Origin of the sequence: Mesorhizobium sp. M4B.F.Ca.ET.203.01.1.1 (genome assembly GCF_004791025.1) — a bacterium.
In the GTDB taxonomy this organism is placed as follows: Bacteria; Pseudomonadota; Alphaproteobacteria; order Rhizobiales; family Rhizobiaceae; genus Mesorhizobium; species Mesorhizobium abyssinicae.
In genome coordinates this window covers 20005-32344 of the sequence record NZ_SRUO01000028.1, presented here as the reverse complement: position 1 = coordinate 32344, position 12340 = coordinate 20005, and the positions used below count along the sequence as shown (strand labels likewise).

The window sequence follows — 12340 nt, the reverse complement described above, 5'->3', positions numbered from 1 at the left end:
GTCGGCAAGCCGAAGATCGTCGCCGTCGTGGCCGTCATGCGAAAGCTGCTGACCATTCTCAACGCCATCATCCGCGACCAAAAACCATGGCAAACAGCTTGACAGCCAAGACAGTCGCTCTCCCCGTATAGTAACGGGGAGAAGGGAGCTAAGCGCGAAATTCAGCGCCACTTTTCAGCGTTTCCGGTTGGCGAAATCATCAGGTGACGGCGTCCTTCTCCCCGTCACTATACGGGGAGAAGTGCCCGGCAGGGCGATGAGGGGCGGCGCCATCCTTGGATTGGAATAGCGCAATTCAGGGACAAATCCTGCCCCCTCAACTTCCCTCAGATGAATTGCACCTGGACGATCTCATACCCCCGGGCGCCCCCGGGCGCGTTGACCTCGATGGCGTCGCCGACTTCCTTGCCGATGAGGGCGCGCGCGATCGGCGAGGAGATCGAGATGCGGCCAGACTTCACGTCCGCTTCCTGGTCGCCGACGATCTGGTAGGTCTTCTTCTCCTCGGTGTCCTCGTCGACCAGCACCACGGTGGCGCCGAACTTGACCTTGTCGCCGCTGAGCTTGGTGACGTCGATCACCTCGGCCCGCGCGATCAGGTCCTCGAGCTCGTTGACGCGGCCTTCATTGTGGCTCTGCGCCTCTTTGGCCGCGTGGTATTCGGCGTTTTCGGAAAGGTCGCCATGCGAGCGCGCCTCGGAGATCGCCTCGATGATGCGCGGCCGCTCTTCCTGCTGGCGCCAGCGCAGTTCTTCCTTCAATGACGCGAACCCCTCGCCTGTCATCGGGACCTTGTTCATATGCCTGACCTTTCCTGCCGCCACCCCCGTTTTTCGGGGATGGCCCTTGTCGATGGGTACAAAAAGAAAACGGTCCGGCAGCCTTGGGCTAACGGAACCGTTTCACCGCAATTTGCCTGAATATAGCAATGTTTGCGCGTTTTTCACGCCAAAAAATCCGGTTTTGAAAAATCATCCGCTGCTTTCGCAAGGGCGATCGCCGCCAAAGCATTCCTTTGCCGGCGCGGCAACAAAAAGCCGGCTACGATCGCTCGCAGCCGGCTGGAAAGGGTGTCGAGGTCGAATCAGCTTCTCAGGAAATGGTCGATCTGCTCGGCCAGCATGCCGTATTCGCGCGAGCCCTTGCCGGTGCGCTTCTCGATTTCGCTGAGCTGTTCGCGGGCGCCCGCAAGGTCGCCGATCTGCAGATGCGCCTCGCCGAGATATTCGCGCACCAACGTGTAGTCGGGATTGATGCGCAAGGCTTCCTCGTAATAGCCGAGGCCGACGGTGATGCGGCCGGAATGGCGATGCGAATAGCCGAGATAGTTGAGGATGCGCGGATCCTGCTTGTTGGCCGCAAGGCTGAGCACGGCGATCGCCTCGTCATAGCGCCCGGCCATCGCAAGATCGTGGCCCGCCTCATAGATGTTGTCGTCGTCCAGCATGCCGTACTTCGGCGTCACGCATTTCTGCTTCTTCTTGTCCCAGACCTCGCCCTTCTTGCACTTCTCGGTCGGGCTGCCGCCGCCTCCACCCTCGCCGGCCGTGAAGGCGGGCGCCACAAAGAGCGGCAAAGCCACAACAGCCATGACCTGGATCAGCAAACGTCTGCGCATCGGAGCCTCCTTGAGAATGACAATGGGATATTAACGCCGGGCCTGCCTTCTTTCATCCCGGAAAAGCGGAGCGCGTGAAAAACCTGCGCACCACCGGCATTTTGCCTGAAACAGGCCGAACATGACGTGACGCGCGCCACAAATCCGCTATCATCCGGCAAACGGCCGATGGAGCATGCGGAGCAGGCCAGTGCAGCAGCGCCTCGAAAAGGAATGGGAGCTTTCGATCGGTCCCGATACCGTGCGCCTGTTCATTCTCAAGGCCAAGGCGCTGAGCGCGGCCGTCAACGAGGACTATGCCGACGGCGCCGAGCACGAAATCGAGTTCGACGGCGACACCCGCGACAGCCACCATCATGACGGTCTCGTCGAGGAGAGCTCGGAAAACCTGACCGAGGAGGAGCTGCGCGAGCTGATCGACGACCTCAATGTCGACGAAGCGGCCGAGCTGATCGCCCTCGCCTGGGTCGGCCGCGGCGACTATGACGCCGCCGAATGGGCCGACGCGCTGGCCGCCGCGCGCGAGCGCGCCAACAAGCGCACGGCCAAATATCTGCTCGGCATGCCGCTGCTCGCCGACTGGCTGGAGGAAGGGCTGGAAGCGATCGGCGCGTAACGCGTTGGTAACCGATTGTGATCGGTCGGATGCGCCTTCGAAGGCAACTTCGCCATGCCGACGCCGTTTCCGGGCGATGGCAACGCTGAGCATTTCCGGATTTTTCAGGCTGGCGCTGCCTTTGGCAGCGGCGGTTTTGCTGATCACGCCGGCCGATGCCAGGCATCGTCACAGGCAGCCGCTGACACCGCGTCTGGAGCAGCCGTTGACGCAGCGGGCCGATCAGCCCCTGAGGCCGAGGAGCAAGCACCGCGTGAGATCGCGGGGCAAGCGGCATATCGCGTCAGAGCTGACGCAGCACCAAACGCAGGATCAGCCGACCTTACCCGCCGATGTTTCGGTACCGGAGCCACGTCCCGCGGAAGCGCAACAGACCGATGCCGCCACGAAGGAAGAGCGGAAGGCTGCAGGACCAAGGGACGCCGACGCATCCGACCGGATCGATCAGGACAAGTCTCCGCAGGAGGAGCGGCAGCGGCCCGAGCCTTCGGCCCCGGAGCCGTCAACAGAGATGGAAACTCAACCTGAAGCGCCGGCCGCGGCGCCGATTCCGACGCAAAGACCCGACAAGGCGGAACCGGAGGTCGAGCCGCCCGCCGTCGCGCCGAAGCCACCTGAAAAACCGGCTGAATCCGGCGACAACAAACCGCCGCCCGATCCTCGTTCGGCGATCCTTCCCGAGCAACAGATGCCGGAGGAGGAACTGGCCTGCCGCCGTCGGCTGACATCGATGGGCGTCGACTTCGAGGAACACAAGGCCGAGCAGGAACCCGAGATTGGCTGCTCGATCCCCTACCCGATCGTGCTGAAGACGCTGGGCAAATCCATGGCTATCAGCCCCGGCGCCGAATTGAACTGCGCGATGGCCGAGGCGGCGGCACGCTTCACCGCCGAAATCATCCAGCCTGCCGTCGAGGCCAAGTTCGGCACAAAATTGAAGTCGATCGGCCAGGCTTCCGCCTTCGTCTGCCGGGCGCGCCACAACGGAGGCAAGATGTCGGAGCACGCTTTCGGCAACGCGCTCGACATTGCCAGCTTCACGCTGGCGGACGGCAGGAAAATCGAGGTCGGGCCGGCGCCGCCCGAACAGGACGCGCAATTCCTGGGCACGGTGCGCAAGGCCGCCTGCGGACCGTTCAAGACGGTGCTTGGCCCGGGCAGCGATGCCGACCATTCGCTGCACTTCCACCTCGACCTGGAGCCGCGCCGCCACGGCGGCACCTTCTGCCAGTGACCCCGCAATTCGTGACCGCCGCAATTCGGCCCCAGGCGTGAATGCGGGCGCTGATCTTTCCTTTACTCTTGCGGATTAACCTTATGCCATCGGCAGCATGACCCCTGCGGGATCAGCTCTGGGACGGGACGCCTATCAATGGCCGGAAGACTTGGCGCCGTGCTTGCCATGGCGCGACAGAACAATCGTGCGCGCTCCGCTGCCGCCAGGCTGGTGACGCTGCTTGCCATCGCGACCGTATCGGCCTGCAACACCGGCGACGTGTTCTCGCTGCAGCCTGCAGTCGATGTCGGCAACCAGACCGCCGCCGTCCCCGAGGCGCCCCAATATTCAGCGCCCCAATATTCAGTGCCCCAATATTCAACGCCACAGTATTCCGGCATGCAGCGCCTCGTTCCGTCCAACCCCTACGTGACCGCCGCCTATCCGCGCATGGACGAGCCGATGTCGCCGACCGAGCAGATGCCGGCCAGCGAGGTCGACTGCCGCAACGAGCTGAAGCGCCTCGGCGTCGCCTACACCGATGTCCAGCCGATCCATGAGGGCCAGTGCGGCATCGACTTTCCGGTCAGGGTTTCGGCCATCGGCAGCGTCCAGATGAAGCCCGCCGCGACGCTGACCTGCAACATGGCTGCCACCTTCGCAACCTGGACCAGGAACGAGCTGGTGCCTGCCGCTCGCTGGCGTTATTTCTCAGGCGTCAGGACCATCCACCAGGGGTCCAGCTATTCCTGCCGCAACATCGCCGGCGAAGGCGTCCTGTCCGAGCACGGCAAGGGCAACGCGCTCGACGTCATGAGCATCGAGCTCAACAACGGCGACGACATCGACGTGCGCAAGCCCGGCCTGTTCGCCTTCCGCACCCGCGGCTTCCTCAACAATGTGCGCGCCGACGGCTGCCAGTATTTCACCACGGTGCTCGGCCCCGGCTACAATTACGACCACCGCAACCATTTCCATTTCGACATCAAGAACCGCAGGAACGGCTACCGCGCCTGCCGCTGACGACGAGCGGTTCCCTTTGCCCAACCCATGCAACGGCGCATAAGGTGACGCATGCGTTTGGGAGTGGCCTCTCGTGAGTAAGCGAAGCCTTCGGCGGCGCGCGTCGACCTGGCTGGCGGCACTTTGCGCCGGATATCTGGGACTGGCCTACGTCGCCGCGCCGGAATTCTGGACCTGGCGCGAGCGCGGCTATCGCACGCAGCACTTCGAAATGGTGACGCATACGCCGCAAGGCATTCCGGGCGACCCGATCAATGTCGGCCTTGTCGGCACCGAAAAGGAGGTGGTGCACGCCTTCGCCGTCGCCGGCTGGGACACGGCCGACGCCGTCTCGCTGAGAACCGCCATCGACATCGGCGAAAGCGTGTTGTTTTCGCGTCCCTATCCCGATGCGCCGATGAGCAGGCTGCTGTTCGAGGGCCGCGCCCAGGACCTGGCCTTCGAAAAGCCGGTCGGCGACAGTGCCGACCAGCGCCACCATGTCCGCTTCTGGCAGACCAACACGGTCGGCGATGACGGTCGTCCGCTCTGGCTCGGTGCCGCGAGCTTCGACCGTGGCGTCGGCCTCAGCCACGACACCGGAGCGATAACCCATCACATCGCCCCCGACATCGACGCCGAGCGCGACTTCCTCGTCGGCGACCTCGCCAAGGCTGGCCTGCTTGCCTCGACCAGCGAAATGGCTGGCATCGGCGCGACGAAGACCGGACGCAACGGCGGCGGCGATCCGTACTTCACCGATGGCATGGCGGTGGTCGGGGTGTTGAAGACGCTGCCCTAGCGTATTTGCGCCAATCTTTGCCCAGCACCAGCACGCCGCCCCGAAAAACAATAGCCGCTGCTATTTTCGAATGCACTGCAGCAATGCTATTGACCCCTCATGCTATACGTTGAAATCGCCACCGTGGCCGTCCTCATCTGCGTGAACGGCCTTCTGGCAATGTCCGAGCTTGCCATCGTCTCGTCACGCCCCGCCCGCCTCAAGGCGATGATCGACCGCAACGTAAAGGGCGCCGGCCGCGCGCTGGCGCTCGGCTCCAATCCCGGCAAGTTCCTGTCGTCGGTGCAGATCGGCATCACCCTGGTCGGCGTTCTCTCCGGCGCCTTTTCGGGCGCCACGCTCGGCGAGCGCTTGGCCGCCTTCCTCGCCTCGAACGGCATCCGCGAGAACATTGCCGATCCGCTCGGCGTCGGCATCGTCGTCGCCATCATCACCTATGCCTCGCTGATTGTCGGCGAGCTGGTGCCGAAGCAGATCGCGCTGCGCGATCCCGAGCGCGTCGCCGTCCGGGCGGCGCCCGCGATGACCGTCCTCGCCACCATCTCGGCGCCGCTCGTCTTCCTGCTCGACATTTCCGGCCGCGCCGTCCTCTGGCTGCTCGGCCAGCGCGGCGAGAGCGAGGAGAAGGTCACCGACGAGGAGATCAAGATGCTGGTCGCCGAGGCCGAGCATCACGGCACCATCGAATCCGACGAGCGCCGCATGATCGCCGGCGTCATGCGGCTCGGCGACCGCGCCGTGCGCGCGGTGATGACGCCGCGCACCGAGGTCGACTGGATCAACCTGCAATCAGACGAGACGACCATCAGGAAGCTGCTGATCGAGACCCAGCATTCGCGCCTGCCGGCCGGCGACGGCAATGTGGATGCCATGGTCGGCGTCGTCCAGACACGCGATGTCCTGGCCGCGATCCTCGGCGGCAAGGTGCTGGAGCCGCGCCACCATGTGCGCGCCGCGCCCATCGTCCACGATCAGGCCGATGCGCTGGATGTGCTGCAGAAGTTGAAGGAATCCGACGTGCCGATGGCGCTCGTCCATGACGAGTACGGCCACTTCGAGGGCATCGTCACGCCCGCCGACATACTGGAAGCGATCACCGGCGTCTTCCGCTCCGACCTCGACGCGGGCGAGGAGGAGAATGCCGTCAAGCGCGAGGACGGCTCCTGGCTGCTCGCCGGCTACATGCAGGCCGACGAGATGGCCGAAGTGCTCGGCATCGACCTGCCCGAGAACCGCGACTACGAGACTGTCGCCGGCTATGTGCTGTCGCACCTGCACCACTTGCCGGCGACCGGCGAATGCGTCGACGCGCAGGGCTGGCGCTTCGAGGTCGTCGACCTCGACGGCCGCCGCATCGACAAGCTGATCGCCACCCGCCTGCCGGATGGTCACCGCCAGATCGCGCGCTGACATCAGGCGGCGCTATGCCCCCTATGGCGCGAGACCTTCTCGCGGTTGCCGCAGGTGCGCATGCTGCACCAGCGGCGTTTGCCGCCGCGCGACGTATCGAGGAAAAGCCAGCCGCAGCGAGGACAGGAATGCAGCCTGTCCCGCGGCAAGCTGAAGAAGGCTTGGACCGACAGCAAAGCAAGGAACGCCGTGACGGCATCCGGGTCCCGCCACTGGCTCGGCTGCGGTCTGGTGTCGTGCAAGTCGACCGACCCGGTGGCTAGCGGGCTCGCCGCGCATGAGAACAGGACGCTGAGCGGCTCGGTCGCGGACGGTTTGCCCGCGGCGATCGGCTCAAAAATCTGAAAAGACGCTTCACGGACTTCGCGTACCCGTTCCACGAAGCGCCCATCTTCGATCTCGGAAACGGCCTGCGCCTGGTGATGGTCGGCAAGCCCTGAAGCCATCAACCAGTTGGCAACATCCTGGGTCGACTTGAACAGCTCATTATCGGGCGCCGGCACGCGCCGGTCGAACACGGCGTTCGACAGGTCCAGGGCGGAATGCCCGCCTATGAAGTGCTCCGGCACCCATTCGGTGTAGGCCTGCGCCATGGAACATAATCCCATTAACCGCATTACACAGTTACGATGTAACCGCCATCATACAGATATGCGGTTTCAAGGCCAGAGCGTCGCCAGCAGCACGGGAACCATGGGAGAAAGACGATGCGAAGCGATCCTTACAAGACACGCCACGAAACCATCCGTGCCGACGGCCTCGACATCTTCTACCGTCATGCAGGCGACCCGGACCGTCCGGGCAATCCTGCTGCTGCACGGATATCCGACTTCCTCACATGTCTATCGCAACATCATCGAGCCACTGGCGGAGACAGCCTATGTGGTGGCACCGGATATGCCCGGTTTCGGCTTCTCGTCCGCCCCTTCCACCGACGCCTATGACTACACGTTCGAGAACCTCGCCAACACGATCGAGGCATTCATTGAGGCCCTCGGTCTCGAGCGGTTCTTTCTTTATATCACCGACTTCGGCGCGCCCGTCGGTTACCAACTCGCGACACGACGGCCGGATCGTATCCTCGGCCTGATCGTCCAGGACGGCAATGCCCATGAGGAGGGGCTGGGACCGGATTGGGACGCACCCAAGGTGTTCTTCGCCGAACCGACGGACAACAACCGCGCCAAGCTGCCGGACTGGATGAATTTCGAGGGCACCCGCAACCAGTATATCGGCGGTCTTCCCGAACGTCTGAAGGTCTTGTTTCCGCCCGAGAGTTGGCATCTCGACACCGAGCGCCTGGAGAGGCCCGGAAACACTGACATTCAGTTCGAACTCTTCACAGATTATGGCTCACACATCGCGCGCTTCCCCGCCATCCAGGCCTACTTGCGCAACCACCGGCCAGCTTGCCTTGTGCTGTGGGGCCGCCATGACGCCTTCTTCGCGGTGGATGAGATCATGGCCTACAATCGCGACCTCCACGCCATCGAAATCCATGTCTTTGAAAGCGGCCACATGCTGCTTGAGACGCACCATCGCCAATGCGCGGCGCACATCGCTCACTTCATGCACGAGGTGGAGACCGGGGTCTTTCGCGATTCCGAAAGGCGCTGACCGCGACGGTCAAACGGCTGCCTCGATCGGCTCGGCAAGCTTCGGGTTCGCGCGCGCGGCGATCAGGCAGCCGGCGACGATCAGGCATGCTCCCGCGAGCGTCGTCCATGTGACTGCCTCGTCGAAGAAGAACCAGCCAAACGCGATCGCCCAGATGAAGGCCGAGTATTCCGTTGGAATGAGATATTGCGCTTCGGCGCGGGCGTAGGACCAGCTCATCAGGAATTGGCCGGCAAGCGACAGCGCGGTCACGCCGGCCAGGAGAAGCCAAAGACTGGCCGGCAGAGCGATGGCGAGCCAGGGCGCGGCGAGGCCGAGGATGATTGCAACGGCGAGGCTCTGGAAGAACATGATCTCGATTGGCTTGGCCACCTGCGCCTGTTGCCGGGCGAGGATCAAATTGTAGCCGTAGAACACCGTCGATACGAGCACCGCCGCCGTGCCAAGCAGCGCATCGTGCGAATAGCTTGCCTGCCCGAACTGGCCGGACACGATGATCGCCACGCCGGCGATGCCGGCCATCGATGCCCAGATTGCCTCGCGCCGGACCCGCTCGGCCAGCAACAGCGCGGCGAGGAAGAGAGCGATCAGCGGCGCAACGAAGCTCAGCCCGACGGCCTCCGCGAGCGGCAGCCTGCCAAGCCCCCAGAAGAATGATATCAGGACGATGCCGACAACCACGGCGCGCAGCGCATGCAGCCTCAGCACCGCAATGGTTGGCAGCGAGCGCGACCCCGCCGACCAAGCTGCGCCCGCGACTGCTGTCGCGAGAAAGCTGCGCCACAGCACCGTATTGTAGACGCCCACGGCGATAACCAGCGTCTTCATCGCCGCATCCATCCCGGACAGCAGGAAGATCGCGAGCGCGCATACGAGCACCGGGACCATCGGGGAAACGGCGCCTGTCAGGCTGGATGTCTTCACGGCTGCACTCATCTGGCCGCGGATATCTCAGGGCAAACGGCAGGGCCAGATGGCAGTGCGCCCGAAATTGCGGTCCAATCCGGATCAGCTGCAGCGCCGGGTTGCGACCGAAGAGAGCGTCTCAGACTGAATGTCGACGCGCTCCTCGCTATCGGCCTTCGCCTTCCTCGCTTATCATTGACCGGCCCCAAAAGGTGGGAAGCGCGGCGAAGGTCCCCTATATCGGCAGCCATGGATGCATCGAGCGACCACACGCTGAACGAAGAGCTTCTCTCGGCCACCCAGCGCCTGTCTTTCGATTATTTTCTCAAGGAGGCCAACCCGGCAAACGGACTGATCGCCGATCGCAACACGCCGGCGTCGCCCGCCAGCATCGCCGCCGTCGGGCTCGCTCTGTCGGCCTATCCCGTCGGCGTCGAGCGCGGGTTCATGACGCGTGACGCCGCCGTCGAACGGACGCTCGCCACGCTTCGTTTCTTCTGGAACGCGCCGCACGGGCCGGAGCCCGACGCCACCGGCTATAAGGGCTTCTACTATCATTTCCTTGACATGCGGACCGGCCGCCGCGTCTGGAAATGCGAGCTGTCCACCGTCGACACGGCGCTTCTGCTTGCCGGCGTGCTGGCCGCCGGTGCCTATTTTGACGCCGACGACGAGGCCGAACTGGAAATCCGCCGGCTTGCCGATGCGCTCTACCGCCGTGCCGACTGGCGCTGGGCGCAGAACGGCGGCGCCACCGTCACCCACGGCTGGCGGCCCGAGAAAGGCTTCCTGCGCTACCGCTGGCAAGGCTATGACGAGGCGGTGATCCTCTATGTGCTGGGCCTCGGCTCGCCGACCCACCCGCTGCCGCCCGAGAGCTATGCGGCGTGGCTCTCCACCTACAAATGGAAGAAGATCTATGGCCGGGAACTGGTCTATGCCGGGCCGCTCTTCGTCCACCAGTTCTCGCATGTCTGGATCGATTTTCGCGGCATCCGCGACGCTTTCATGCGCGAGCACGGCAGCGACTATTTCGAGAACAGCCGCGCGGCGAGCTACCTGCAGCGCGACTACGCCATCCGCAATCCGAAGGGTTTCGTCGGCTATGACGAGAATTGCTGGGGCATCACCGCCAGCGACGGCCCGGGCCTGAAAAAACTCCACATGACGATCGGTGACCGACGCTTCTTCGGCTATCTGGCGCGCGGCGCGCCCTTCGGCCCCGATGACGGCACCTTGTCGCCATGGGCGGCGATCACCTCATTGCCCTTTGCGCCGGAGATCGTCCTGCCGGCGCTGCGCCATTTCCACGAGATCGACCTGCACGAGGGCAACCCTTACTGCTTCACCGCGAGCTTCAATCCGACGATCGCCGCCGCCGACGGCCGCGCCTGCGGCTGGGTATCGCCGGACCATGTCGGCATCAACCAGGGGCCGATCGCCCTTATGATCGAGAATTACCGGTCGGATTTCCCGTGGCGACTGATGCGCCGTGTGCCGGCCATTACCACGGGCCTGCGACGCGCCGGATTTTCGGGTGGCTGGCTGTAGGAGCGGCCAGGATAAGGCGCCAGCGGATTGAAGCTGCAAGCGATGTCCAGAATCGGCCGCGGCATTCAAGGCTCCAGCACGACCTTGCCTGTCGAGCGCCGCTCCTCGATCAGAGGGCCGCTTCGCTAGCCTGGTTGAGCGCATACTGAGAGAGCATCGCGAGGGGGTTCGGCGACAATCAGGAACGTTGGAATGTCGGCTCCTTCTGGAACCAAAAATCATATCTCAAGAGTCGACGTCAGCAGGACATTCTTGGGTTGGAAAACCTGCAAGAGATTTTATGCATTTCGCGCAAGGAAAGTTAATCGGATCGGACGAAACTGCCCAATCCCCATCGTTCGATAGAATGGCAGTTCAACATGCGCACAGTATTGTTCGCCATTTTTGTTTTTCTGAGCTGGGCAATCCCCGTTCAAGCATCTCCCTCTCCGGAAGTCTTGCGGATATGGAACGACGTAAAGACCGCCTATTTGGCGGGAAAATTCGATCAGCTCGATGAATTGATCGAAGCCTATCAGCGGGACGATGCACGAACGGAGAGCGGGAGCATAAAGGCAGCGATAGTCTACGAGGTGCTGGAAAGTACGAAATTCCTTTATGGCACCTACTCGTACGGAACCTTGAACCAGATGGAAGCGCAGGCCGACAAATGGATCGAGTCCTACCCAGGGTCACGCGCTGCGCGGATCACCAAGGCCATCGTCATGAACAATCGGGCCTGGAATGCTCGCGGAGAAGGGTATGCCAATACCGTGACTCCCGAGCAGTGGAATGCATTCTTCGTCTACAGCAGGCAGGCCAAGGATTATCTACAGTCGGTGAAGCAAGGTACTGCCGCAGACCCCGAGTGGTATGCGACAATACTGAAGGTCGCCAGAGGCCTGCCAAGCTCCGATATCGATTTCGACGCGCTTGCCAGTGAAGCGCTTGATGCACATCCCGACTACATACCGATTTACCGGGAAATCGTGCGAACGAACCTGCCGCAATGGGGCGGCACGCGACAGACCCTGGAATTTTGGATCGACCGCATGGCCAAGGCGTCCGGAACTGACGCAAGCTACGCGCGAGCCTATTGGGGAGCCGCTGACGATTTCTACCGCGACGTCATCTTTAATGACACCGACGCGGACTGGTCACGGGTAAGGACCGGCTTTAGAGCGATAGTCCACGACTATCCGACGAACTGGAACATCAACATTTTTGCTCGCCTCGCGTGCCTTGCACAGGACAAGGCAACAACCAAGGAACTTATGGAGCGGCTTGGCAACGCAATCGATGCCGAGGCCTGGCTTTACCGAGAGATGCCTGCCTCCTGTCGGGAGTGGGCATCCGAGCCTGATCCCCAAAATCCGCCTAAGATGGATGAGTTCGTCCTCGTCGAAGCCTACGGCAGGGACAAGGACGGCATCATGCAAGCGATGGTCGGTCCAATGGAGCAGCCCAGCGAAGCGGCAGCCGTGGCAAAGGCTCAAATCCTGGCGAAAACTTACGAAGGAGTTCAGGCCTACAAGCTCATTCCGGACCCGCAAACCGGCAACTACAAAAGGCCGATCATACTGTTCCGATACGGTGTCATACCGTACGGACGATAACATTGGT

The 12340-nt window shown here is 62.9% G+C and carries 12 protein-coding genes and 1 pseudogene; 9 read left to right on the top strand and 4 right to left on the bottom strand.

All coding sequences use genetic code 11. From position 1 onward, the window contains the following. Positions 1-102 (top strand): annotated as a pseudogene (locus tag EN846_RS32945) (IS110 family transposase); the annotation flags it as partial. Positions 103-326: 224 nt separating this feature from the next. Here EN846_RS32945 and greA read toward each other — a convergent pair. Together greA and EN846_RS32935 are read right to left on the bottom strand one after the other, a co-directional pair. After that, complete coding sequence (gene greA / locus EN846_RS32940; protein ID WP_126058735.1) at positions 327-800, bottom strand: transcription elongation factor GreA; 474 nt, start codon at positions 798-800, stop codon at positions 327-329. A gap of 284 nt (positions 801-1084) precedes the next feature. Continuing rightward, positions 1085-1618: a tetratricopeptide repeat protein gene (locus EN846_RS32935; protein WP_127393646.1), complete on the bottom strand. Its 534-nt coding sequence runs from the start codon at positions 1616-1618 to the stop codon at positions 1085-1087. 190 nt (positions 1619-1808) lie between these two features. On the opposite strand from EN846_RS32935, the gene EN846_RS32930 reads away from it, so the two are divergent. From EN846_RS32930 to EN846_RS32910, 5 genes are all read left to right on the top strand, one after another. Continuing rightward, complete coding sequence (locus EN846_RS32930; protein WP_127286494.1) at positions 1809-2234, top strand: DUF3775 domain-containing protein; 426 nt, start codon at positions 1809-1811, stop codon at positions 2232-2234. Positions 2235-2745: 511 nt separating this feature from the next. Beyond that, entirely contained in the window at positions 2746-3468 is a 723-nt protein-coding gene (locus tag EN846_RS36225) for an extensin family protein (RefSeq protein ID WP_245493436.1), read from the top strand. 138 nt (positions 3469-3606) lie between these two features. Next, positions 3607-4473 carry an extensin family protein gene (locus tag EN846_RS32920; protein ID WP_127393648.1) on the top strand — a complete coding sequence of 289 codons (867 nt, stop codon included), beginning with the start codon at positions 3607-3609 and terminating at the stop codon, positions 4471-4473. Between the two features lie 73 nt (positions 4474-4546). Then, positions 4547-5254, top strand: a complete 708-nt coding sequence (locus EN846_RS32915) for an LssY C-terminal domain-containing protein (RefSeq protein ID WP_127286198.1) — start codon at positions 4547-4549, stop codon at positions 5252-5254. A gap of 99 nt (positions 5255-5353) precedes the next feature. Further along, positions 5354-6664, top strand: coding sequence for a hemolysin family protein (locus tag EN846_RS32910; protein ID WP_127392951.1), 1311 nt, complete (start codon positions 5354-5356; stop codon positions 6662-6664). A gap of 2 nt (positions 6665-6666) precedes the next feature. Here EN846_RS32910 and EN846_RS32905 read toward each other — a convergent pair whose 3' ends face one another. Beyond that, positions 6667-7257, bottom strand: a complete 591-nt coding sequence (locus EN846_RS32905) for a CGNR zinc finger domain-containing protein (RefSeq protein ID WP_127392952.1) — start codon at positions 7255-7257, stop codon at positions 6667-6669. 154 nt (positions 7258-7411) lie between these two features. Between EN846_RS32905 and EN846_RS32900 the strand changes: the two genes are divergently transcribed. Then, complete coding sequence (locus tag EN846_RS32900; RefSeq protein ID WP_245493437.1) at positions 7412-8281, top strand: alpha/beta hydrolase; 870 nt, start codon at positions 7412-7414, stop codon at positions 8279-8281. A gap of 9 nt (positions 8282-8290) precedes the next feature. On the opposite strand, the gene EN846_RS32895 is transcribed toward EN846_RS32900, so the two are convergent. Then, complete coding sequence (locus tag EN846_RS32895; RefSeq protein ID WP_127392953.1) at positions 8291-9217, bottom strand: DMT family transporter; 927 nt, start codon at positions 9215-9217, stop codon at positions 8291-8293. A gap of 219 nt (positions 9218-9436) precedes the next feature. Between EN846_RS32895 and EN846_RS32890 the strand changes: the two genes are divergently transcribed. Both EN846_RS32890 and EN846_RS32885 read left to right on the top strand, forming a co-directional pair. After that, positions 9437-10738, top strand: a complete 1302-nt coding sequence (locus EN846_RS32890) for a glucoamylase family protein (protein ID WP_127392954.1) — start codon at positions 9437-9439, stop codon at positions 10736-10738. Positions 10739-11097: 359 nt separating this feature from the next. Beyond that, positions 11098-12333, top strand: a complete 1236-nt coding sequence (locus EN846_RS32885) for a DUF4034 domain-containing protein (RefSeq protein ID WP_127392955.1) — start codon at positions 11098-11100, stop codon at positions 12331-12333. Positions 12334-12340: the final 7 nt, after the last annotated feature.